The organism is Winogradskyella sp., assembly GCF_003712105.1.
In the GTDB taxonomy this organism is placed as follows: domain Bacteria; phylum Bacteroidota; class Bacteroidia; order Flavobacteriales; family Flavobacteriaceae; genus Winogradskyella.
The window spans coordinates 919,871-945,731 of sequence record NZ_RHLG01000001.1; the positions used below are offsets into that span (position 1 = coordinate 919,871).

The window sequence follows — 25,861 nt, forward strand, 5'->3', positions numbered from 1 at the left end:
TTAAAATTGAAAAATGGCATCTAAAAAAGTGAATTTTTTATTGTGTATTGTCCACATAGGGATTATGCTTTTATCATTTATATCATTGGCTCAAGCGCCACTTTATTCTGGTGTGCCTGTGAGTGATTTTGGTACTGATAATTCTATAGGTAGTGCAAATACAAGTAGAAATGTAGCCATTGATAATTCAGGAAATATCTACGTTGTTTATTCAAATTCTATTGAAATTCGAATAGCTAAAAGTGTAAATGGGGGTCAAGACTTTTTACCGAGTGTATTGGTTGCTACGGCAACTAATGCAGAACCCGAACTCACGGTTAATGATGATGGGATTGTGTTTGTTGCTTGGATTGCTAACGGCAACATTAATTTAACTAGAAGCGTTGATCAAGCAGCTAGCTTTGAAACACCAGAAATAATAGGAGCGTCAGACGTAACACGTTTGCACATGGCTAATTTTGGTCCTAATATTTATATTACAGAACAAAATGGCAGAAGATTATATTCAAATAATAATCAAGGAATTGGTTCTTTTAATAGTGTTGACACAGGAGCATTCATGGTATATGCAGATGTTTTAACAGACGAGAATGGTAAAGTATATCTCCCAATGGATGACCCCAATTTACGTTTGTTTGAAAGCAATGATGAAGGCGCAAGTGTTATAGAAACAACATTAACGCCGCCAGAACAAGTTTTTTTTTCAAGCTATGCGTTGAGTGATGGTCCCTGCGGTACTTTTATTTTTGTAGGTGGTGGTGAGCTTTCTATTTCTTCAGAAATCGGATATAAAATTGATGTTACTACCGGCATATTAACACCAATCGTATTAGGAGAAAATATTTTGTCTAGTGAAGGTAGAACTTTATATGCAGATGATAGAGGAACACTTATTGATGGCTACAGATCTTTGGATGGCGATTTAATCATTGCCATAAGTTCAAACCAAGGTGAAACTTTTGGAACTCCAATTATTGTGGCAAATGGAGATAGTCATAATATAGATAGAAGCCCAACGACAGACAATATTTTAGTGGTTTACCAGTCTAACGGTGAGATTTTATTATCTGTCTATGAAGATGTTCTCAACAATATACAAATTGATGACCCTGATCCACCACTTTCATTTTGTTCAAGTCAAACATTCGATTTAACATTTACACTAACAGGTAATTTTAATTCAGACTCAACGTTTACGGCATCATTGAGTGATGAATTCGGTGATTTTACTAATGACATAACCATTGGAACCATTACTACAAATACAAGCGGCATTATAAGTTGTACTATACCAGGAAATTTACCAACGAGCTCTCTATATAGAATTAAGGTTGAATCATTTAATAACTGCATACAAAGTAATGCGATTAACTTATCTATAGGAGAAGCAGAACTTAATGGTCCTTCCGAATTATGTCTAGGTGATATGGTGCAACTTGTAAGCTCAGGAGTACCTAATACATTAACCCCTTGGGCGTCTTCAAATAATTCGGTTGCTACTGTCAATGATTCGGGTGAGGTCACTGCGCTTTCAATAGGTACAACAGATATTACATACTCAACAAGTTCAGATTGTGTTGCAACATTATCAATAGAGGTCTTTCCTAGTCCAACGGTTACTCCAGTGGTGAGTTTAAGGCAATGCGATGATGATACAGATGGGTTTTCATCATTCAATTTAACTGAAGTTTATGAAGAGTTATCTCCTAATTACATGAATGAGACTATTACTTTTCATGAGAGTCCTTTAGATGCCGATAACGGCAATGCCCCAATACCTAATGAGACCACTTATACAAACCAAAACGTAAGTGCTGATGTTGTTTGGGCAAGAGTAGAAAGTTCGGAAGAATGTTTTGCAACGGCAGAAGTAAACTTGATAGTCTCGACAACTCAAATTCCAAGTACATTTTTAAGAACGTTTTATGCTTGTGATGATCCTATAAATGGAACAAATACTGATGGTATTTCGGCATTTGATTTTAGTTCGGCGGATGCCGATATAAGAGCTTTGTTTCCTTTAGGCCAACAAATTTCCGTAAGTTATTACCAAAATGAGATGGACGCATTAGCCGAGACTAATCCTATAGTTGATATTTCGAACTATAGAAATGTTGGTTCTCCAAATACACAAGATATATATGTTAGAGTAGATAGCGAATTGGATAATGATTGTCTGGGGCTAGGGCATCATATTACCCTTAATGTAGAACCCAATCCAATCGCCAATCCGGTGCTCATAGCAGAACAATGTGATGCTGATGGTGATGGTTTATACCCATTCGATACAACATCTATTGAAGCAGAGGTGCTGCAAGGACAGACTAATGTGACTGTGACTTATACAGATGCGTTAGGGAACCCGCTACCGAGCCCATTACCAAATCCGTTTTTATCGGGCACGCAAGATATAATAGTAAGAGTCACAAGTGATTCTTCTCAAGATCCTAACGGTGCATGTTTTGGAGAAACCACATTGAACTTTATAGTTCAAGCAGCTGCAGTTGCTAATATAGTGCCGGACCAGCGTGTATGCGATGATGATACAGATGGGTTTTTTAATTTCGATACTAGTACCATTGAAGCCACATTACTAAATGGGCAAACAGGAATGCTAATTTTTTATACCGATACTAATGGCAATCCATTACCTAGCCCATTACCAAATCCATTTTTTAGTGATACACAAACAATAACCGCAAGAGTCGAAAATATATTGAGCAGCACCTGTTTTGATGAAACCACTATAAATTTTATTGTTGATGAGTTACCGGTTGCAAATACAATTTTAAATGATTTTATATGCGATGATGCATCAAATGATGGTGAAGAACTGTTTACATTGTCTGATTACAATAATCAAATATTAGGAAGTCAGTCAGGTGCAATATTTGAGGTGTTCTATTTTGATAACCCAATAGATGCAGAAGATATTAATGCAATTCCCTTACCTAATACATATCTAATAAATAGTTTATCGACATCGCTATTTGCTAGAATCCAAAACCGAAATAACCCAAACTGTTTTGCCACGACTAGTTTTCAATTAGGCGTTAATGTATTTCCTATAGCAACTGCTCCTACAAACTTCGATGTTTGTGACGATGACACTAATGATGGTGAGGAGAGTTTTATGCTCAGTGATAAAGACAATGAGATCTTAAACGGTCTAAATCCAAACGACTTTAATGTAAAATATTATCTAAGTCTTTTAAATGCTGAACAAGACGACAACCAATTGCCAGATAACTTTACTAATATTCAAAATCCTCAGACTATTTATGTGCGTTTAGAAAATAGGATTTCACCAGATTGCTATACAACGACGCAGTTTGATATTTATGTGCGTGAGCAACCTGTATTATTAATGGATGACATATGGCCAATATGTGAAGGGAGTTCTATAGATATTGAAGCAGACGCTGGGTATGATCATTATTTATGGTCTAATGGAGAAACGACACGAATTATTACTGTAGATGCACCACAAAATCTAACAATAAGAGCTTGGAATGATTATGGCGGTTTCATCTGTGAAACAGAAAAAACCATTACCGTAACACAATCTAATATTGCAACTATAACGGCGATTGAAACAGAAGATTGGACACAAACAGATAATAGCATTACTGTAAGTGTTACAGGTAATGGAGACTATGAATACTCGATTGATGGGTTTGTATATCAAGATTCTAATATATTCACAAACTTATTATTAGATGAATACACGGTTTATGTAAGAGATAAATTAGGTTGTGGTATCGTAGAGGAAACGGTTTATTTATTAGGCTACCCTAGATTCTTTACACCTAATGGTGACGGTTATAATGATAGTTGGCAAATTATCAATGGTTTTACTGAACCTGCTAATGTGATAAGAATATTTGACCGTTATGGTAAGCTTTTAAAACAGATAAGTCCTACAGCTTCAGGTTGGGATGGTACTTATAATGGCAAATTAATGCCAACTAGCGATTATTGGTTTGTCGTAGACCGACAAGATGGTAGACAATTTACAGGTCACTTTACATTAAAGCGATAATTCTTCCTGGGAGTCACACAATAATCTAGTTTAATATCATCAGTGGAAGTTTTGAAGTTATGAGTATCAGCTTCAAAAAATGATAACCCTATCTTAACGGTGTTGGGTTTACAATTAGATAAAAACCGGTCATAAAACCCCTTACCATAACCAATACGATTACCTAATTTATCAAAGGCTAATAGAGGAACAAAAACAACATCAAGTTGTGTTGTTTTGATAGGAATGCCATTAACGGGTTCGGGAATATTATATGTGTTTTTTTTGAGTTTGGTATTGTCAGTCAGAAGGTAATGTGACATTGAATAGTCTTCAAAATTACTTTTTGAGATTACGATATTTTTATCCTTTCCGGCAAGTATATTCAGGATATATTCGGTATTAACCTCTTTTTGCTCTTCAATTGTTAAGAATATATGGTAAAAGTCAAAGTTCCAAATATCTAATTTTAGAAGATTGTTTGCTATCGCTAAGCTTTGATCTTCTATTGTCTCAGAACTTAAATTTTGACGTAGAGCTTTATATTTTTTTCGAAATTTAGACTTGGTCATTAATCGCTATACTTTGTAGAAATATGAAAAATAGCATCACCCTGATATATAATTGGAGATTGATTAACGTTAAAAATATAACCACTATTTGGCGCTTTTACAAAGTGATTAAAACTACCATATGGGTCAGTAATATTACCAATAACATCACCCTTTTCTACTTTCGTATTTATACTAACTGTTGCCTTAAACATTCCCGAGTATTTTGCCCGCAACCACTTACTTTCGCTAATTTTCACGCAATGTTTTTTAGGTTTTGAAACCTTGAATTTTCGACCCAACATTTCAAGATGACCTAATACACGTTTCACACCATTTACACCAGTATTAGTAATTGTATTATCTATATGGAATGATTTACCGCCTTCAAAAAGAAGCATTGGTATACCTAATTTATAACAAGAATTTCTAAACGATTTATTCAAATTTTTAGAGTAAAATACAAAAGGTGCACCAAATACATATGCAAGTTCATCGAGGACCACTTCGTCTTTAACAATACGTATTTGAGCAGCATTGAAGCGATCTGCACCACCAGTATGAAAATCTAAAATTAAATCAGCATGGGGTACAATTTCGGTCATTAGTTTATGAGCAACACGACTCGCCAAAGATCCAGTTTTGGTGCCTGGAAATACACGGTTTAAATCACGTCCATCAGGAAACATACGTTCCATTTGAATAAATCCAAAAACATTAATTAGTGGTATACAAATAATGGTACCACGTTTAGGTTTATTAATGCCTTTAGCAATAACTTGACGCACAATTTCTACACCATTTACCTCATCTCCATGAATACCTGCAGTAATTAAAATTGTAGGTCCAGGTACTTTAGAACGCTCTATAATTACAGGAACATCAATTCGGTTTTGTGTATGCAATTTAGCAACGTTAAAGCTTACCTTCGCACTTTCACCAAGAGCAACTTTTTTGCCTAAAATGTGTAATACTTCCTTTTCACTCATAGTTATTTCTCGTCAATTAGAGAACTCTATTCTATCAATTATTATTTTCTATTTCTTTCAATAAATGTAATTATTGCTCTAGCAATATTCTTTTGTGTAGCACGCTCTATACCTTCTAAACCCGGTGTAGAATTTACTTCCATAAGTAAAGGTCCGCGATTGGATTGTAACATATCCACACCGCAAACAGGTAATTTAAGTGCTCGTGCAGCTTTAATGGCTAATTTAAGTTCATCTTCAGATAGCCTAATATAATCAGCTTTTCCACCACGATGTAAATTGGATCTAAATTCGCCCTCTTTGCCTTGGCGTTTCATTGCACCAACGACTTGTCCATCAACAATTAATGCTCTTAAGTCGGCACCTTTTGCTTCTTCAATATATTCTTGAACAAGAGCTCTTGCTTGTAGTCCATTGAATGCTTCTAGTACAGATTCGGCGGCATTTTTAGACTCAGCCAATACCACACCAAGTCCTTGAGTACCTTCTAAAAGCTTTATAATTACTGGTGGACCACCAACATGATTTAAGACTTCTTCCACATCACGAGAATAATTAGTAAATACCGTTTTTGGCATGCCGACACCAGCTTTTGACAAGCGTTGAAAACTACGAAGTTTGTCACGAGACCTAATTATAGCATCAGATGTAACGGTTGTAAAGACGTTCATCATTTCAAACTGTCGCACAACAGCACATCCAAAAAATGTTACTGATGCTCCAATTCTAGGGATAATTGCGTCTACATAGTCTAAGTATCGGTCTTTGTAAAAAAGTGTTGGTTTTTCTTTTTCAATGATAATATCACACTTCAATGGGTCGATAATTTCTATTTCATGTCCACGATTTTCACCTTCTTCTATCAGTCGTCTAGTAGAATATAAGTTTTCATTTCTAGAAAGTATAACAATATTCATTGTTGAAGTGCTTTAATTGCTAAAGTTAAAAAGTATTTGGTCTTCGTCAAATTTAATATAAATCTATACTTTTATATACCTTTGAGTCGATGTCAGAAACTACATTAGATATTCAGATAAAAACACTGCCAAATCAACCTGGTGTTTACCAGTATTTTGATAAGGATAATAATTTAATTTATGTTGGTAAGGCAAAACAGTTAAAAAAGCGTGTAAGCTCCTATTTTACTAAGCATCATGATTATGGAAAAACACGTGTTTTGGTTAAGAATATTGCTTCAGTAAAGCATATTGTAGTCGAGACCGAAAGTGATGCGTTGCTGTTAGAGAATAATCTCATAAAAAAGTATCAGCCAAAGTATAACGTTATGCTTAAGGATGATAAATCTTATCCTTGGATATGTGTCAAAAATGAACGTTTCCCAAGAGTATTTTCTACACGCAGAGTATTTAAGGATGGTTCAGAGTATTTTGGGCCATATACTAGTATGAAAACTGTAAAAACACTTTTGGATTTAATTAAAGGGCTTTACCAGTTACGTACATGTAATTACCATTTATCTAAAGAGAAAATTGAAGCCGGAAAATACAAACGTTGTTTAGAGTTTCATTTGGGCAATTGTAAAGGCGCATGCGAAGGACTTGAAGAAGAAGAAGAATATCACTCGAATGTTACAGCTATTAGGGAAATTCTAAAAGGAAACTTTAAGGATTCATTAAATCAGTTTAGAGAGCAAATGAAATATTTTGCTCAGAATATGCAGTTTGAAGAAGCACAAAGAGTGAAAGAAAAACTCGATATACTTGAAAATTATCAGTCCAAATCTACCGTAGTTAACCCAAAGATTAGCAACGTCGATGTGTTCACAATAGTAAGTGATGGAAGTTATGCCTATGTTAATTTTTTACAATTGTCTTATGGCTCAATTATTCGATCACATACGTTAGAGATTAAGAAAAAACTGCAAGAAGAAGACAAATCCTTGTTGGAAATAGCTATTACCGAAATTCGTCAACGCTTTCATTCGCTTTCCAAGGAAGTGTATGTGCCATTTGATGTAGATTTAGGAAACGAATTAAAAGTGACTGTACCTAAATTAGGTGATAAACGAAAGATCTTAGATTTATCACTTCGTAATGCAAAATATTATCGATTAGATAAGCTGAAACAAATAAAGATTACTGACCCTGATAGACATGCTAACCGAATCATGGCTCAGATGAAAGCTGATTTACGATTATCTGAAGAACCAAGGCATATCGAGTGTTTTGATAATTCTAATATTCAAGGTACAAATCCTGTTGCAGCATGCGTAGTGTTTAAAGATGGAAAGCCGAGCAAAAAAGACTACCGACATTTTAATATCAAAACAGTTGAAGGTCCTGATGATTTTGCATCTATGGAAGAAGTCGTTTATAGGCGTTATAAGCGTTTACTGGATGAGGAACAATCGTTGCCTCAACTCATAATTATTGATGGAGGTAAAGGACAATTGTCTTCTGCACTAAAGAGCTTGGATGAATTAAATTTGAGAGGAAAAATTGCTATTATCGGAATTGCTAAACGTTTGGAAGAATTATTTTATCCCGATGACCCAATTCCTTTATATTTAGATAAAAAAAGCGAGACACTAAAAATTATTCAGCAGCTAAGAAATGAGGCACATCGTTTTGGTATAGAACACCATAGAAATAGACGAAGTAAAGGTGCTCTAAAAACAGAGTTAGAAAATATACCTGGCGTAGGAGAACAAACAATAATTGATTTGATGAAACATTTTAAGACAGTGAAGCGCATTGCCAATGCAAAATTAGATGAATTAGAAGCTGTTGTTGGAGTATCTAGAGCAAATAAAGTTTATAACTATTATCATAAAGAGTAATTGAGAAGAAAATTAAAATATTGTTTTACTTTTTTAGTGGCTTTTCTTCTGCTTGGTTCAGCTAGCTTAAATGCGCAATCTAACCAAGAACCTAAAGTTGGTTTAGTATTAAGTGGTGGTGGAGCAAAAGGATTTGCACATATAGGTACGCTTAAAGTTATAGATAGTTTAGGTATTAAAATAGACTATATTGCGGGTACAAGTATGGGCGCCATAATAGGCTCATTATATGCTTCCGGTTACTCCGGAAAACAGCTAGACTCCATATTTAAATCAATTGATTTTGATGCTTTAATTAATGATAAGTTTTCTAGGAATTCAAAATCATTAGTAGAGCGTAATAATTCTGAGCGTTACGCACTTAGTTTACCTTTTCAAAAGTTTAAAGTAAAATTACCTTCTGGATTATCTCGTGGACAAAACGTTTACAATTTACTTTATAAATTAATGTTGCCAGTTAATGAGATTTCAGATTTCGAATCTTTACCAATTCCATTTTTTTGTATAGCTACCAATATCGAAACAGGCGAACCTGAAATGATGAATAAAGGAAATTTAGCTGAGGCTGTTTTAGCTAGTGGCGCTTTTCCATCTTTATTTCAACCAGTAGAAATCAATAATAGTATTTATATAGATGGTGGTGTTACCAATAATTATCCTATTGAGGAGCTTAGGGCAAAAGGAATGGACATTATTATCGGTGTAGATGTTCAGGATGGTTTAAAGGATAGAGAGGCATTACAGTCGGCACCAGAAATATTGGTTCAGATTAATAATTTCAGGACCATAAACGACATGAAAGTTAAACGAAAACTTACAGATATCTATATTAAGCCAGACATCACCAACTTTTCTGTTATTTCTTTTAGTGAAGGAAGAGATATTGTAAAAACGGGTGAAGTAGCAGCAAAAGAAAGGTTAAAAGAACTTGTTCAATTAAAGGAAAAGCAAAGTGCTTCAATAGAAAGATCTGTTCCTAAAATAAAAGATAGTTTAAAGATTAGGCAAATTAATTTATCGGGTAATGAGCGTTACACAAGGTCATATATATTAGGTAAATTGAAGCTTAAAGGCGATGATAATATTGCCTATAGTAAGCTAGATAAAGGGGTAAACAATTTAGTAGCTACCAATAACTTTGACACGTTTAGGTATAAGTTGAAACCTGTTCCTAATACAGATGAATACGATTTAGAAGCAAAAATTAGAGAAACAAACACAAGTACCTATCTTAAACTAGGAGTGCATTACGATGGGCTTTATAAAAGTGCAGCTTTGGTAAATCTCACACAAAAAAGATTAATCTCTAAAAATGATATTGCATCATTAGATATTGGTCTTGGGGATAACATCCGATACGATTTTAATTACTTCATTGATAAGGGGTTTTATGTAAGTATTGGCCTAAGTTCTAGGTATAATCAGTTTGATAGACGCGTAAATGCCAATTTGGTTTTACAACCCAATAACCCGCTTTTAACTAGTTTAAATAAGGTTGATGTAGAACTTCAAGATCAAACAAACCGAATTTATTTTCAGACATTATTAGCGAAAGAATTTGAAATTAAATCTGGGTTTGAACATAAGCGACTAAAAATAACAACGGAAAATCTTAATAGTACAAATCAAAGTGATTTTACATTCGAAAACACAGATTATTTTAGTCTATATGGCGGATTAAAAATTGACACTTACGACAATAGATTTTTTCCTAATAATGGTGTTTGGTTTAATGGTGATATTCATTGGTATATTGGTGCAAGTGGTTTTAATACTGACTTTGAACCGTTCTCTATTGCAAAAGCAGATATTGGTTATGCAGTTAGTCCGCTTGATAAACTGTCCTTACATTTTCAAACATCAGGAGGATTCCAGCTAGGAGATCGTTCTACCAACTTTCTCAACTTTGCTTTTGGCGGTTATGGTTATAATTTCATCAATAATTTCAATTCATTTTATGGCTATGATTATTTGTCAATAGTTGGCAACAGTTTTGTTAAGGCTGATGTTACAATAGATTACGAGATATTCAAAAAGCATCATATTATGTTATCAGGTAATTTTGCTAATATTCAGGATAATATTTTCGACGATGGTGAGTGGTTCTCTAGTCCGGATTTTACTGGTTATGCGCTTGGATATTCATTAGAAACATTTTTAGGCCCAATAGAAGCTAAGTATACATACTCACCAGAAGAGAAAGAAAGTTACTGGTTTTTTAACCTAGGGTTTTGGTTTTAGGCTTCGTTTTTGTTTCAATTTTTTTACGATATTTGTGTCGATATGAAACCATTCTGGGAAAACATAAAACTTCATTTACATTTCCTTATCAAAAGGAATCCAGAATAACTTTGCATTTTTTGTACCTTTAAATCATAACATTTGTTTTACAATTTCTTGTAGAAACAAATCAACTTTTTAAACACTTAAGAAATGCCTTTTTATCATAAATTAGGGAAAATCCCACCAAAACGACATACACAATTTAAAAAGCCTGATGGTAGTTTTTACTATGAGCAACTATTTGGCACCATAGGATTTGATGGTATGTCTACCAACTGCTATCACGAGCAGAGACCAACTCAAGTAAAAGAGATAAAAAAACAATACAGCGTTGCACCAAAGGTGGCTAAGGCAAATAATATGCAATCGTATCGTTTTCATGGCTTTAAAGTTGCACCAGAAAGCGATTATTTAGAAAGCAGAAAAGTAGTGCTAACCAATAGCGATTGTAATATTATTTTATCGGCACCAAAGGAATCAACCAAAGACTACTTCTATAAAAATACTGACGCAGATGAGTTAATCTTTATTCACAAAGGCTCAGGAAAATTAAGAACTCATCTGGGGAATTTAGATTTTAAATACGGAGATTACTTATTAGTACCAAGAGGAATTATTTATAAAATAGATTTTGATACGGATGATAATCGACTGTTTATTGTAGAATCTTACAGACCAATTTATACACCTAAGCGCTATCGCAATTGGTTTGGTCAATTGTTAGAGCATTCACCATTTTGTGAGCGCGATTTACGACAACCTAACGAACTAGAGACTTATAATGAAAGCGGAGACTTTTTAATTAAGATTAAAAAACAAGATGAAATTTTTGATATGGTTTATGCATCTCATCCTTTTGATGTTGTAGGTTATGACGGTTACAATTACCCGTATGCATTTTCTATTCATGATTTCGAACCAATTACGGGTCGTGTGCATCAACCACCACCAGTGCATCAAACGTTCGAAACAGATGCCTTTGTAGTTTGTAGTTTTGTGCCAAGACTATACGATTATCATCCTTTAGCTGTTCCTGCGCCATACAATCATAGTAATATAGATAGCGATGAGGTATTATATTATGTAGATGGTGATTTTATGAGTAGAAATGATATTGCTGCAGGACATATTTCGTTGCATCCAGCAGGCATTCCACATGGACCACATCCTGGAGCTATGGAACGCAGTATAGGTAAAGTTAAAACCGATGAATTAGCAGTAATGGTAGATACGTTTAAACCACTAAAAGTAACTGAAGAAGCACTTAAAATTGCTGACGAAGATTATTACAAATCGTGGATAGAATAGTGAGTTTCTAAGATTAAAAATAGAGTAATACAAACACATGTTTAGAAGTAAATTACCTGCTGACCCAACATCATTAGTTTTAGGAATAATAGCTATAGTATTAGGTATTGCTGGTTGCTGTTGTTATGGTATTTCTGCAATTATTCCTTTGGGATTAAGTATTGCAGGATTAGTAATGGCAAATAAGAGTTTAAGAGTATATAGAGAAAATCCCGAAGTGTATGATAGATCAAGTTATACTAATGTTAATACGGCCAGAGTCATAAATATTATTGCAGTGGTACTAAACTCGTTGACCTTTCTGGTTTTTATCGTAGTGTTTGCAATATACGGAACCTTCATTTCAACCGCTGTCTTAGAAGGCATAAGACAAGATCAGCTAAATGATGATTATGAGTATTATGAGGATTACGAATGGGAAACAGATTCTCTCAAAGTAGATGAAGATGTCTATGAAATCGAAAAAGAAATAGATTCAATAAATATAGATTCAATTTTAAATAAAAATTAAATCATGGCAAAAGAAGTTAAATCCGTTAATTACGGACTAGAAAAAATATTTGAAGGCGCTCAAGATTTCTTGCCGCTTTTAGGAACAGATTATGTGGAGTTTTATGTTGGCAATGCAAAACAAGCTGCTCACTTTTATAAAACAGCTTTTGGATTTCAATCGCATGCATATAGAGGTTTAGAAACCGGTGCAAAAGACGCTGTAAGTTATGTCTTAACCCAGGACAAAATAAAATTAATGTTAACTACACCGCTTAACAGTAAATCTCCAATTAATGACCATATTGTTAAGCATGGTGATGGCGTAAAAATCATTGCCCTTTGGGTCGATGATGCACGACAAGCATACAAGGAAACTACATCTCGTGGCGCTAAATCGTATATGGAACCTGCTGTAGAAAAAGATGAGTTTGGAGAAGTAGTCAGAGCAGGAATATACACTTATGGCGAAACCGTACATATGTTTGTTGAGCGTAAAAACTACAACGGTGCATTTTTACCAGGTTTTCAAAAATGGGAATCAGATTACAATCCGCCATCAGCAGGATTAAAGTATATAGACCATATGGTCGGGAATGTTGGGTGGAACCAAATGAATGTTTGGGTAAAATGGTATGAAGATGTTATGGGTTTTGAAAACTTTTTGTCTTTTGACGACAAACAAATACATACCGAATATTCAGCATTAATGAGTAAAGTAATGTCTAATGGTAATGGCCGAATTAAATTCCCTATTAATGAACCTGCAGAAGGGAAAAAACGCTCACAGATTGAAGAGTATTTAGATTTCTATGAAGGCGCAGGTGTTCAACACATTGCCGTAGCCACAGATGATATTATAAAAACCGTATCACAGCTTCGCTCAAATGGTGTGGAGTTTTTGTCAACACCGCCAGAAGAATATTACAAAGCAGTACCAGGACGTTTAGACGTTTTTGATCATGAATTACGTGAAGATATTGAAAAATTAAAGTCACTTGGTATTATGATAGATGCTGATGAAGAAGGATATCTTTTACAGATTTTTACGAAACCAGTAGAAGATAGACCAACACTCTTTTTCGAAATTATTCAGCGTATGGGAGCAAAAGGTTTTGGAGCAGGTAATTTTAAAGCATTATTTGAATCCATTGAACGCGAACAAGCTAAAAGAGGAACATTATAATATTTAATGTTGTATTTACGTTAAAACGCCATCTGCTATTGATGGTGTTTTTTAGTTTTAATACTTTTGGAATAGTAATTGTAAATGTTAGTGTAATACTAATAAAATGTAGATTTTAAAGTTACATTTGCAATACAAATTTGATATGAAAAGATATTTACTAATTTTTATAGCTGTAATGGGGCTTCAATTTAGTTTTACCCAAACACAATCTGCTTTTAAAGATGGTGAATGGTTCAAATTTCGTATTAGCTACAGTGGTTGGCTTAAAGCTGGTAATGCAACTCTAGATATAAAACAAAAAAAGCTCAATGGGAAGGATGTTTATCACGTCGTTGGTAAAGGCTGGACAACTGGAGCGATTAAGTGGTTTTTTAAGGTAAAAGACAGATATGAGAGTTATTTCGATACGCAATCGGGATTACCGTATAAGTTTATTAGAAAAATTGATGAAGGTGGACATAAAAAAGATATTGAAATTGATTTTGACCAAATAAATAATAAGGCAAAAGTTAATAATAAAAAGTATAAGACCATTAAGACTTTAGATACTAAAACTAAGGTACAAGACATGGTTTCGGCGTTTTATTATTTAAGAAACAACTACGAAACTCAAAATATTAAGAAAGGTGATGTAGTTACCCTCAATATGTTTTTTGACGAAGAAAATTATCCTTTTAGACTTAAATTTTTAGGGCGCGAAACTATAAAAGTAAACCTTAATGGAAGCAGAGTAAAAGTCAAAACATTAATGTTTAGACCTTATGTTATGGCTGGACGTGTATTTAAAGAAGAAGAAAGTTTAACCCTTTGGGTGAGTGCTGATAAAAATAAAATTCCGTTAAGGATAAAAGCAGATTTAGCTGTTGGTTCGTTAAGAGCTGACCTCGATAAATACAAAGGACTTAAACATTCTTTTGAAGTACAATTTGATTAACAATGGCCGACCAACCAGATTATTCTCACATAATAAAATCACTTCAGCATAAGTTTGATGAAATAGATCAAGATACAGACGATCATCTTTTGGGCCTGCTATATAGCAAGCCTATTACATATTGGGATTATATACAAACCGATGCCTTATTAAGCTTACAAAAACAAAGAACTGTTTTACCAGATGAAATGGTTTTTATTGCATATCATCAAATCAATGAGCTTATCTTTAAGATGATTCTTTGGGAAATCTCACAAGTTGCAGAAAAGGAGAGTATCAATGCAGAATTCTTTGAGGGAAAAATTATGCGAATCTCTCGATATTTTAATATGTTAACTACATCCTTTAACATAATGCGAGAAGGTATGGAAGTTGAGCAATATATGAAGTTTAGATACACCTTAACTCCAGCGAGTGGATTTCAAAGTGCACAATATCGTTTTATTGAGTTTGCCTCAACCGAGCTTATTAATCTTATAGATTACAGATTCCGAAAAGATATTGATAGGAAAACACCTTACACGCACGCCTTTGAGCATTTGTATTGGCAAGCTGCAGGTAAGGATCACAAAACAGGCAAAAAATCAATTTTACTTCTAAATTTTGAAGACCGCTACAAAGATGAGTTTTTAAGATTTATGGAGGCGTACAATACTAAGAATTTGTGGACACGCTTTAAAGAGTTACCTAAAAAAGATAGAGAAGATAAAGATTTAGTAAAGGCTATGCGTCATTACGATTATACGGTCAATGTCACTTGGGTAATGGCTCATTATAATGCAGCCAAACATTATATTGAAAGCGGTATAGGTGATGGCGAAGCTACAGGTGGCAGCGATTGGAAAAAATATATGCATCCAAAATACCAAAGACGTATATTTTTCCCAGATTTGTGGTCTGAAGATGAATTAAAAAATTGGGGTAATAATATTTAAAAATTAAAACTAAATGCACCTAAGAAGATTATTAGGACTTATTATTTGTATAGCATTTTTCAGTTGTAATGACAAAAAAATTGAAGATGCTCCAAAAGAAGAATTAGCAATAGTTAAAAAGGAACACATAGAGTTTGGTTTCAACCTAGACAACTATATAGTAAAGCGAGATACTATAAAAAAAGGAGATAGTTTTGGCGAAATATTAGAGCGAAATCATATAGGATACCCTCAGATTTTTCAGATTGCTGAAAAAGCAAAAGACAGCTTTGATATTCGTAGATTACAAGTAGGTAAGCCCTATACATTACTATGTGCAAAAGACAGTTTACAAACCCCAAAAAGTTTTATTTACCAGCCAAACATGGAAGACTATGTTGTTATCGATTTTCAAGATAGTATTCAAGCTTACTCTGGAAGAAAACCAATAAAGTATGTCGAAAGAGAAGCCTCAGGTGTCATTACACCAGGCAATGGTATTTCAACTGTTTTAGAAGAAAAAGGCTTAAGTCAAAGATTAGCCTATAAAATGGCAGATGAAATTTATGCTTGGACAATAGATTTTAACCGTTTGTTACCTGGTGACCGATTCAAAGTGATTTATACAGATAAGTATATAGATGATTCTATTTATACAGGTGTAGATAGAGTAAAGGCTGCTTACTTTGAACACAATAAGGAACCGTTTTATGCCTTTGAATTTGAAACAGATAGTACCAAAGGAATTATAGATTATTTTAGTGAGAAAGCTAAAAATTTAAGACGTGCCTTTCTAAAATCACCGTTAAAGTTTGGTAGATTATCTTCTCGGTATAATCTTAACAGGAGAATAGCTTATTATAATTATCAAAGACGACCGCATAAGGGTACAGATTTTGCAGCTCCAGTAGGAACACCTATACTAGCAACTGCTAATGGTACAGTTACCGAATCTACTCGACGTGGCGGAAATGGTAAATACGTTAAAATAAGACACAACGCAACGTACGAAACCCAATACCTTCATATGAAAGCTCAAAAAGTGAAGAAAGGCGAATTTGTGAAACAAGGCGATGTTATTGGTTGGATAGGAATGACCGGGAATACTGGTGGACCGCACGTTTGTTATCGTTTTTGGAAAAACGGTAAGCAAGTAGATCCTTTTAAACAAAAACTACCAGAAGCAAAGCCAATTTCAGATTCTTTAAAATCAAGATACTTAGAATATATAGTCCCAATTAAGCAACAGCTCGATAATATAATCTTAATAGAAGACTCAATTCAAGACAGCACTGAAGAAACCATCTCAGAGATACAATAGTTATGGCATTAAAAGCAACCAACCCAACCAATACCAATGCTTGGTCAAGATTACAATCACACTTTTCAGATATAAAAGATATTCATCTTAAAGAACTTTTTAAGAACAACCCTAAAAGAGCAGAAGAACTTACTGTTCTTTGGGATGATTTTTATGTAGACTATTCTAAAAATAGAATTACTAATAAGACTTTGTCTTTACTTATAGAGTTAGCCAATGAGTTAAACCTTGATGATGCAATATCTAAGTATTTTGAAGGGGATATTATTAATAAGACTGAAGGAAGAGCAGTTTTGCATACAGCTTTGAGAGCACCTAAAGATGCAGAGATTTTTGTAGGCTCTGAAGACGTAATTCCAGGGGTTTTTGAAGTAAAAGCCAAAATTAAAACCTTCACAGATTCAGTTGTAAATGGACTGCATAAAGGATATTCTGGTAAACAAATTACAGATATAGTAAATATAGGTATTGGCGGCTCAGATTTAGGTCCAGCGATGGTTGTAGATTCTCTTCAATATTATAAAAATCATCTCGAAACACATTTTGTGAGTAATGTAGATGGTGATCATTATCAAGAGGTCATAAAAAACCTGAACCCAGAGACAACACTTTTTGTTATAGTTTCAAAAACCTTTACTACTCAAGAAACATTATCTAACGCCAATTCAATTAGAGATTGGTTTTTACAGACTATGCCAAAACAAGCTGTAGCTAATCATTTTGTTGCTGTATCTACAAATATTAATAGTGTAAAAGAATTTGGTATTGATGAGGAGAATATCTTTCCAATGAAAGATTGGGTAGGCGGACGTTTTTCGTTATGGAGTGCCGTTGGTCTGTCTATTAGTTTAGCACTTGGATATGATAATTTTGAGAAGCTTTTAAGTGGTGCAAACAAAATGGATGAGCATTTTAAAAGCACAACTTTCGATAAAAATATTCCAGTTATAACTGCACTTTTAACTATATGGTATAATAATTTTTTCAACGCTGAAAGCGAAGCAATTATCCCGTATACCCAATACCTAAATCAGTTCGCTACCTATTTGCAGCAAGGCATTATGGAGAGTAATGGAAAACGTATTGACAGAAACGGAAATGCTGTTGATTATCAGACCGGAACTTTAATTTGGGGTGAACCCGGTACTAATTCTCAACATGCTTTTTTTCAATTAATACATCAAGGCACAAAACTTATACCTACTGATTTTATTGGTTTTGTAGATTCATTGCACGGAAATAAGGACCATCATGATAAGCTAATGTCTAATTATTTTGCCCAGACTGAAGCCTTAATGAATGGAAAAACCGAACGTGAAGTGTTAGAAGAGTTACATGCTAGCAACCTATCGGATGAGGTAATAAATATGCTTTTACCGTTTAAAATATTTGAAGGCAATAAACCAACAACCTCTATTTTAATACAAAAATTAACGCCAGAAAGTCTAGGTAAATTAATTGCTATGTACGAGCACAAGATTTTTGTACAAGGTATTATTTGGAATATTTTCAGTTACGATCAATTTGGTGTAGAACTAGGCAAAAAACTAGCAAAAACGATCTTAGAGGAGCTAAATTCAGGTTCAAATACGGTCAATCACGATTCCTCAACTCAAAATTTAATTGACTTTTATAACAAATAATCACTATTCGCAATAGTAATTTAAAAACATCTCATAAATACCTCTAAAAATCAAAGATATTCACATTAGTGAATAACTGTTAATATTTCTTAACATTACGTTAATATTCAAGCCTACCGTTGTCGTATTTTTGCATGGTTAATCAACAAATTAAAACATGAAAAAAATTACTCAATTTTTATTAGTGACTGTTGCGTTCTTATTTACAACAGTTGCTTTTGCTCAGGGTGTTACTACTTCATCATTGGGTGGGCAAGTGACAGATGCTCAAGGTGAGCCTCTGCCAGGAGCTACAGTAATTGCAGTTCATACTCCTACAGGAAGTAAGTATGGGGCTGCGACAGATTTTGACGGTTATTACCGTATTTCTAACATGAGAACTGGTGGACCATACACAGTGACTATTAGCTATGTAGGTTTTAAAGAGTTCGTTAGAGAAAATGTTTACTTACAGTTAGGTAATTCTGAAAGAATTAGTACACAACTTTCTGAAGATGCAAGTGTATTAGACGAGGTTGTTATCACTGCCGATAGAACAGGTATTTTTGACTCTAACAAAACTGGTGCTTCAACGAACATTAGCAACAGACAGATCCAAACGTTACCTCAAACTTCGAGATCTATTGCTGACTTCGTAAGAATCACACCTCAAGCTCAGTTAACAGAAGGTAACGATGGTTTCTCTATTTCTTTAGCAGGTCAAAATAATAGATATAATGCGATATATGTTGATGGTGCGGTTAATAATGACGTTTTTGGTCTTGCAGGTTCTGGTACAAATGGTGGTCAGACAGGAGTTAATCCATTCTCAGTGGATGCAATTGAATCTTTCACAGTACAATTAGCACCATTTGATGTTAAGATTTCAGGTTTTGCCGGTGGTGCAATTAGTGCAGTAACTAGAAGTGGTTCTAATGTATGGTCTGGTTCTGTTTATGGATTTTTAAGAAATGAGGATTTAGCTGGTAAAACACCAGTTGATTTAGTAGGTACAGGTGAAACAAGAGAAAAACTGGATGAGTTCACTGCTCAGACATATGGATTTAGAGTTGGTGGTCCAATTATAAAAGATAAGTTATTCTTCTTCTTAAACTATGAAAGACAAGATGATGAAACTCCTCAACCATTTAATTTTAGTAACTATACAGGTGATTCAAGTTTAGCTGAAATTAATGCATTAGCGAGTTCTATTGCTTCTCAATACGGTTATGATGTTGGAGGTTTCGAAAACAACACACGTACATTAGAAAGTGATAAACTTACTTTAAAATTAGACTGGAACATTGATGATAAAAACAAATTATCATTCAGTACAAGATATGCTGCTGCTGAAAATTTAGAAGCTAGAGCATCAGGTGATACTCGTATTGCGTTTATAAATGGTTCTGAGTTTTTTGATACTAAAACACTTTCTGGATCTTTAGAGTGGAATTACCAAGGAAATAACATAAGTAACAACATGTTGTTAGGTTACACACGTGTTAGAGATGATAGAGATCCATTAGGAAATCCATTCCCATCTGTAGATATCGATGATGGTGCTGGTACAATTACTTTTGGTGCAGAGCCTTTCTCTACTGCAAACTTATTAGACCAAGACGTACTTACATTTACAAATAACTTTGAGATATACAAAGGAGCTCATACGATTACCTTAGGTACTCACAACGAATTTGCTAAGATTAAGAACTTATTCTTCGCATTTAACTTTGGTGATTATACATTCAACAGTGTTAGTGATTTTAATAATGATATCGTTGATTTTTACCAACACGGATACTCTTTAGTAGGTAACGGTGTTGTAGGTGATGAGTCTGCAGGTGCATCAGAATTTAATACTACTCAATTAGGGTTCTATGCTCAAGATGAGGTACAAATCTCTGATAACTTTAAATTTACTGCTGGTTTAAGATTTGATTTTCCAATTTGGGAAGATGGCACAGTTAATGACGACTTCAACAATAGAACAATACCTCTTTTAGAAGCAGCTGGTAAAGATTTACAAGGTGCTAGAGTAGGTAAAGGTGTAAGAACTCGTGCGCACGTTTCTCCAAGATTAGGTTTCAACTGGGATGTTAAAGGAAACAGAACAACTCAAGTAAGAGGTGGTTTAGGTATCTTTACTTCAAGATTACCACTTGTATGGCCTGGTGCTACTTATAATAATAATGGTGTAACAGGTGGATTCTCTACTAATTTTGATATTAGTGGTGGTGTAAACTTCAACCCAGATGTAAATAGCCAACCTGTTGATGTTGTTCCAGGTTCTGGTGGAACAGGTGGAAACATCGATTTATTTACTCCTGATTTTAAATTACCTCAGCGTTTTAAAGTTAACTTAGCTGTAGATCAAAAATTACCTATCTGGGGATTAATTGCGAGTGTAGATGCTTTCTGGATTGATAACATCACGGAGATTTTCTACCAAAACTTAAATGTTGGTGGACCTGTAGGTTTCTTAAATGGAGCTGACGGTAGACCATTCTACGACAGAAGAGATGAGGTTGACCCAACTTATGGTCGTATCATGTTAGCTTCTAATACAGGAGCAGGTGATTCTTGGAATACAACATTCTCTTTACGTAAACCATACACTAATGTAACAGATTGGCTTGCCCTAGAAGGTGCTCTTAACTATTCTTATGGTGAAACTACTGCTATTTTTGACGGTACATCATCTCAAAATAGTTCTCAATGGAGAAACCTTCAAACTGTAAATGGTAAGAACTCTAACTTACCTGTTACGAGATCAGACTTTAACCAAGGTCACAGAATTACGAGTTCATTAGGACTTAACATTAACTGGAACGAGAATGTTCAAACAAAGATTGGTTTATTCTATGAAGGTGCTGAGGCTCAACCTTACTCATTCACTTATAGAGATGGCGCAGATTTATTAAATGATGACTCTAGAGATAACGCGCTTATCTATGTGCCAGCTAATGCTTCAGAAATTACTTTAGAGGATTCTAACTCAAGTGGTTCTACAAATGATGAATGGGCGACTTTAGATGGTATTATCAGTGGTAATTCTTATTTAAATAGTAGAAGAGGTCAGTATGCAGAAAGAAATGGTGTACAAGGACCATGGAGTCATGTAATTGACTTAAGATTAGCTCAAAACTTCTCAGTTAATGCATTTGGTAAGAAGCACACATTCGAAGCAACTTTTGATATTTTCAACTTTACTAACTTCATAAATAAAGAATGGGGTAATAGAAACTTTGCTTCTCAGAATGTTCAAATTTTACAAACTGTAACTGCTGGACCAGATCCTGTTTTCAGAGTTCTTGATTCAGGTATCAATAACATCGAAAGAGTTGATGATAGAGGACTTCAGTCTTCAAGATGGCAGATGCAGGTTGGTTTAAGATATTCTTTCTAATACGAAAGTTAAACTTAGCCTATATAATAAAAAAAGCGCGACCCATTGGTTGCGCTTTTTACGTTATAATAAACTTTTGATTGTTATAATTCTTTCCATTCTAAACTTTCCATAACACGTCTAATATCTTGTCGTAAATATATTGCTGCTGGATATATGGAGTCATAGTTGGGTTTGGCATAAAAGTAGAGCGAACCAGTTAGAAAATGATTAGTGCTATCTGTTGCATAAAATTGTGATTGAGAAGCTGCATTACCTCCAACTTCATAGAACATACCATACACATCTTTATCCTTATTTTCAAAAACAGTACTATTAATTTCGTCTGCTTTTTGCGTATGTTTTTGAGTTAAGTTTTGGGCATCTCGTAGTAAATCTCTAAGATTTGACGTGGTTACCTTTTTATAGGTTAAATAGATTGTTCCTTTAAGTTTAGGATACTCCACATCAATACTAATAGATGTGTTATTGGTATTCTCTATTTTAGAAATAGGCTTAGCTAAAGTGTTTTTGTCAAACGAAAAAGGAACAGGAATAGATACACGTTTGTATTCTGGTATAGGATAATCTAACCTTAAAAACGCCTTAGGTTTAGGTAATGTGTCATCATTGCAACCTATTAGAAATAATGAAAAAATCGGAATTAGAATCTTTTTCATAATTGTAACTTAGTCCTTAAATATCATTAATAGTAAGTTTAATCTGTTTAATACGTTTCTTTTCGATAGCCTCAATAGTAAAAACGTAATTTTCGAAATTTATTTTACTATTAACTCTTGGAAACCCACCAAATAGTTCTAAAATAAAACCAGCAATAGTCTCAGCTTCACCCTTAGATGATTCAAAACTAGAGTTGTCTTCAAGCTCTAATATCTTATAAATATCTTTAAGCTGTGTTTTACCATCAAACCTATAGTTGTTAGTATCAATTTTGGTAAAATTTAAATCATCAACGTCATATTCGTCACTAATGTCTCCTACAATCTCTTCAATAATATCTTCTAAAGAAACTACGCCCGATGTGCCTCCATACTCATCAACAACTATAGCTAAGTGAACTTTTTTAGTCTGAAATTCCTGCATTAAGTCATCTAACTTTTTATTCTCAGGTACAAAGAAAGGTTCACGCAAAATACTTGTCCAATCGAAAGATTTTTTTTGAAGATGAGGTAATAAATCTTTTACATAAAGAATACCTTTTACACTATCGATGCTTTCTTCATAAACAGGAATTCTTGAATACCCATTGTCTATTATATCCGGTATAATTGCATTATAATCTGCATCTATATTTAATGCAAAAATATCTAGCCTTGGTCGCATCACCTGTTTAGTATCAGTGTTTCCAAATGTGACAATACTTTCTAGTATTTGTTGTTCTTCTTCAGTGGTATCCTCAGTATTTGTAAGTTCTAAAGCTTGCGAAAGTTGATCAACGCTAATATTAGATTTTTGCTTTCCAAGTTTATTGTGTATTTGTGTGGTTATATATCGTAAAGGCAAACTCACAGGTGCAAATACGGTATCCAATACCTTTAATGGTCTTGCCATTACCAGTGAGAATTTAATACTGTTTCTACTAGCGTAGATTTTTGGAATAATCTCTCCAAAAAGAAGAATTAAAAAAGTTGCACATACAACTTCTAGAAGAAATCTAACAATTGAATTCTCTATAGTAGAAAAGATAAATTCTCCCAAATACGCAAAGAGGATTACAATGGCAATATTTATAAAGTTATTAGCTACTAGTATAGTGGCTAATAGCTTTTTTGGTTGCTCCAATAAAGTAGAAATAATATTTGTCTGCTTTTCATGTTCTGTGCTTGCTGTATCTAAATCTGTTTTTGTCAGTGAAAAGAATGCGACTTCAGCACCTGATATTAAGGCAGAACATAATAACAAAATAACTAATACAACAATGCTAATTATTAAGGATGAATTAACAGATATAATTGAAATAAGTAAACTACCGGGTTCTGGGTCCAAAAGAATTAAAAATTTTATACTAAACTAAAATGGTAAATCATCATTATCGTCTGTAAGAGATACATCATTAACTGGTTGTGATGGTGCTGTGCTCGCGGAGTTTGGCTGACTAGGATTTACACTACCAGGCTGTTCGTTTTTATTAGTTAAAAACGTAAAATCTGTACACTGAATCTCGGTAGAGTAGCGTTCAGTACCTTTATCATCGGTCCATTTTCTGGTTTTTATTCGGCCTTCAATATAAACCTTATCACCTTTACTAAGGTATTTTTCGCAAATTTCAGCAGCTTTATTACGTACAACTATGTTATGCCACTCAGTATTACTAACACGTTCGTTAGTTTGTTTGTTAGTATATGTTTCATTAGTAGCTAATGGGAATCGTCCAACGCAGTTTCTGTCATCAAAATAATGCATCTTTACTTCATCTCCTAAATGCCCTATAAGCATAACTTTGTTTAATGTTCCTGACATGGGCGTTCTATCTATTTAAATTAAGTGTGCAAAATTACACGTATTTTCATTAAAAATAATAAAAATTTGGTAGTTGAATTCAGTATTTAAACTCAGAAATAAAGTTGCTAATTAATATGGGAACTGGAAAGTTGCTAAGTTGAGAAATTATAACATCTGAATCTAACTCAGAACTTACTTCCACTATCCAAAACTTAGTATATAAATGTTGATGCGAAAGTTTATGTACAATTGCTTTTTCGTTATATAGGCTAAAATCAAAATCAATACGTTTTAATAGTTCTAGTTTTTGCACTTCTGCTTCAAATTTTGATATGTCAAGAGGCTCATTTGTTTCTATAAGTGGAAACTGGTATAAGTTTTGCCATATACCTTTATGAATTCGTTTTTCAATAATAGTTCGTTTTCTAGAATCTATGAGTACTAAATAATTAAAATACCGTTTTCGGATTTTGACCTTTTTTAGTTTAACAGGTAGTTCTGTGATTTTATTTTTTGCAAGAGCAATACAGCCCGTATTAATTGGGCAAATAGTACAGTCAGGACTTTTTGGTTTACATTGTCGAGCACCAAACTCCATAATTGCTTGGTTAAACAAAGCAGGTCTTTTAGTATCTATCAACTTTGTGGCAAGCGCCTTAAATTCCTTAATTCCTTGGGTAGAGTTAATAGGTGTATTTATTCCAAAAAACCGAGATAAAACACGGTAAACGTTGCCGTCTACAACAGCAGTAGGTTCGTTAAATGCTATGGAAGCAATTGCACTAGCAGTATAATCACCAACACCCTTAAGCTTTAAAATTTCAGAATACGTATTAGGAAATTTACCGTCGAGTTCGTCCGCAATATATTTGGCGGTATAATGAAGGTTTCTAGCTCTTGAATAATACCCTAAACCTTGCCATAGTTTTAGAACCTTATCTTCACTGCTTTTTGCAAGATCAAAAACGTTTGGGAAAGCATCTACAAAGGCCAAGTAATAAGGTAAGCCCTGTTTTACTTGGGTTTGCTGCAAAATTATTTCAGATAACCAGATGTAATAAGGGTTTTTGGTTTTGCGCCAAGGCAAATCTCTCTTATTTTCTGAATACCAATTAGTTACGTTTTTTGAAAAATTCATTTAAAAATTTACTCTGGAACACAAACATAAATCTTTATTAGCTTTAATTTAAATGAATTACGTTTGAAATATTGAAATTAAATTATATATATTTGCAACCCCTTATAAATAGTAATAACACAAATAATTAAACAGATGACAAAAGCAGATTTAGTAGCTAAAATTTCTGACAAGTTAGGAATGGAAAAAGGTGATGTTCAGGCTACAGTTGAATCATTTATGGATGAAGTTAAAACGTCTTTAGAAAGTGGCGATAACGTATATTTAAGAGGTTTTGGAAGCTTTATAATCAAAACGAGAGCTGAAAAAACTGGACGTAACATTTCTAAGAATACTACAATAAAAATTCCAGCTCATAATATCCCAGCATTTAAACCAGCTAAAGTATTTTTAGAAGGTGTAAAGGCAAAGGTAGAAGTGAACTAATCGTACATAAAACATTAATCTAAAAAAA

The 25,861-nt window shown here is 33.8% G+C and carries 19 protein-coding genes; 12 read left to right on the forward strand and 7 right to left on the reverse strand.

The genetic code is table 11. From position 1 onward, the window contains the following. Positions 1 to 13: 13 nt before the first annotated feature. A complete protein-coding gene (locus ED556_RS04260) occupies positions 14 to 4,042 on the forward strand; it encodes a T9SS type B sorting domain-containing protein (RefSeq protein ID WP_296319672.1) in 4,029 nt (1,342 codons plus the stop codon). On the opposite strand, the gene ED556_RS04265 is transcribed toward ED556_RS04260, so the two are convergent. The 3 genes from ED556_RS04265 to rimK are packed head-to-tail and all read right to left on the reverse strand — an operon-like array spanning position 4,021 to position 6,478. Beyond that, positions 4,021 to 4,593 (reverse strand): 5-formyltetrahydrofolate cyclo-ligase, encoded by a 573-nt coding sequence (locus tag ED556_RS04265; protein WP_296319674.1) that lies wholly within the window; start codon positions 4,591 to 4,593, stop codon positions 4,021 to 4,023. The genes ED556_RS04260 and ED556_RS04265 overlap by 22 nt on opposite strands. Further along, the gene (locus ED556_RS04270; protein ID WP_296319676.1) at positions 4,593 to 5,561 is read right to left on the reverse strand and encodes a succinylglutamate desuccinylase/aspartoacylase family protein; all 969 of its coding nucleotides are present in this window, start codon (positions 5,559 to 5,561) and stop codon (positions 4,593 to 4,595) included. Before ED556_RS04270 ends, ED556_RS04265 begins: the two co-directional genes overlap by 1 nt. A gap of 41 nt (positions 5,562 to 5,602) precedes the next feature. Beyond that, complete coding sequence (gene rimK, locus ED556_RS04275; protein ID WP_296319678.1) at positions 5,603 to 6,478, reverse strand: 30S ribosomal protein S6--L-glutamate ligase; 876 nt, start codon at positions 6,476 to 6,478, stop codon at positions 5,603 to 5,605. A gap of 89 nt (positions 6,479 to 6,567) precedes the next feature. On the opposite strand from rimK, the gene uvrC reads away from it, so the two are divergent. The 10 genes from uvrC to ED556_RS04325 all read left to right on the forward strand — a co-directional run bounded on the left by uvrC (position 6,568) and on the right by ED556_RS04325 (position 21,827). Continuing rightward, complete coding sequence (gene uvrC / locus ED556_RS04280; protein ID WP_296319680.1) at positions 6,568 to 8,361, forward strand: excinuclease ABC subunit UvrC; 1,794 nt, start codon at positions 6,568 to 6,570, stop codon at positions 8,359 to 8,361. Positions 8,362 to 8,397: 36 nt separating this feature from the next. Further along, a complete protein-coding gene (locus ED556_RS04285; protein ID WP_296319682.1) occupies positions 8,398 to 10,602 on the forward strand; it encodes a patatin-like phospholipase family protein in 2,205 nt (734 codons plus the stop codon). Between the two features lie 192 nt (positions 10,603 to 10,794). Continuing rightward, on the forward strand, positions 10,795 to 11,952 hold the full coding sequence (locus ED556_RS04290; RefSeq protein ID WP_296319683.1) for a homogentisate 1,2-dioxygenase: 1,158 nt from the start codon (positions 10,795 to 10,797) through the stop codon (positions 11,950 to 11,952). A 37-nt stretch (positions 11,953 to 11,989) separates the two neighbouring features. Beyond that, positions 11,990 to 12,463 (forward strand): CCC motif membrane protein, encoded by a 474-nt coding sequence (locus ED556_RS04295; RefSeq protein WP_296319684.1) that lies wholly within the window; start codon positions 11,990 to 11,992, stop codon positions 12,461 to 12,463. Between the two features lie 3 nt (positions 12,464 to 12,466). Continuing rightward, entirely contained in the window at positions 12,467 to 13,627 is a 1,161-nt protein-coding gene (gene hppD / locus ED556_RS04300; protein WP_296319686.1) for a 4-hydroxyphenylpyruvate dioxygenase, read from the forward strand. Between the two features lie 145 nt (positions 13,628 to 13,772). Beyond that, positions 13,773 to 14,564: a DUF3108 domain-containing protein gene (locus ED556_RS04305; protein ID WP_296319688.1), complete on the forward strand. Its 792-nt coding sequence runs from the start codon at positions 13,773 to 13,775 to the stop codon at positions 14,562 to 14,564. 2 nt (positions 14,565 to 14,566) lie between these two features. Further along, positions 14,567 to 15,499, forward strand: coding sequence for a tryptophan 2,3-dioxygenase family protein (locus ED556_RS04310; protein ID WP_296319689.1), 933 nt, complete (start codon positions 14,567 to 14,569; stop codon positions 15,497 to 15,499). Positions 15,500 to 15,512: 13 nt separating this feature from the next. After that, complete coding sequence (locus tag ED556_RS04315; protein WP_296319690.1) at positions 15,513 to 16,799, forward strand: peptidoglycan DD-metalloendopeptidase family protein; 1,287 nt, start codon at positions 15,513 to 15,515, stop codon at positions 16,797 to 16,799. A gap of 2 nt (positions 16,800 to 16,801) precedes the next feature. Further along, on the forward strand, positions 16,802 to 18,442 hold the full coding sequence (gene pgi / locus ED556_RS04320; RefSeq protein ID WP_296319692.1) for a glucose-6-phosphate isomerase: 1,641 nt from the start codon (positions 16,802 to 16,804) through the stop codon (positions 18,440 to 18,442). A gap of 157 nt (positions 18,443 to 18,599) precedes the next feature. Then, positions 18,600 to 21,827, forward strand: coding sequence for a TonB-dependent receptor (locus ED556_RS04325; protein WP_296319695.1), 3,228 nt, complete (start codon positions 18,600 to 18,602; stop codon positions 21,825 to 21,827). 83 nt (positions 21,828 to 21,910) lie between these two features. On the opposite strand, the gene gldD is transcribed toward ED556_RS04325, so the two are convergent. The 4 genes from gldD to mutY all read right to left on the reverse strand — a co-directional run bounded on the left by gldD (position 21,911) and on the right by mutY (position 25,407). Beyond that, positions 21,911 to 22,486 carry a gliding motility lipoprotein GldD gene (gene gldD / locus ED556_RS04330; protein WP_296319697.1) on the reverse strand — a complete coding sequence of 192 codons (576 nt, stop codon included), beginning with the start codon at positions 22,484 to 22,486 and terminating at the stop codon, positions 21,911 to 21,913. 16 nt (positions 22,487 to 22,502) lie between these two features. Further along, on the reverse strand, positions 22,503 to 23,813 hold the full coding sequence (locus tag ED556_RS04335) for a gliding motility-associated protein GldE (RefSeq protein ID WP_296319700.1): 1,311 nt from the start codon (positions 23,811 to 23,813) through the stop codon (positions 22,503 to 22,505). 24 nt (positions 23,814 to 23,837) lie between these two features. Further along, the gene (gene ssb, locus ED556_RS04340; protein WP_296319702.1) at positions 23,838 to 24,287 is read right to left on the reverse strand and encodes a single-stranded DNA-binding protein; all 450 of its coding nucleotides are present in this window, start codon (positions 24,285 to 24,287) and stop codon (positions 23,838 to 23,840) included. A gap of 79 nt (positions 24,288 to 24,366) precedes the next feature. Beyond that, complete coding sequence (gene mutY / locus ED556_RS04345; protein WP_296319704.1) at positions 24,367 to 25,407, reverse strand: A/G-specific adenine glycosylase; 1,041 nt, start codon at positions 25,405 to 25,407, stop codon at positions 24,367 to 24,369. Positions 25,408 to 25,542: 135 nt separating this feature from the next. Between mutY and ED556_RS04350 the strand changes: the two genes are divergently transcribed. Continuing rightward, the gene (locus ED556_RS04350) at positions 25,543 to 25,833 is read left to right on the forward strand and encodes an HU family DNA-binding protein (RefSeq protein WP_296319706.1); all 291 of its coding nucleotides are present in this window, start codon (positions 25,543 to 25,545) and stop codon (positions 25,831 to 25,833) included. Positions 25,834 to 25,861 lie beyond the last annotated feature (28 nt).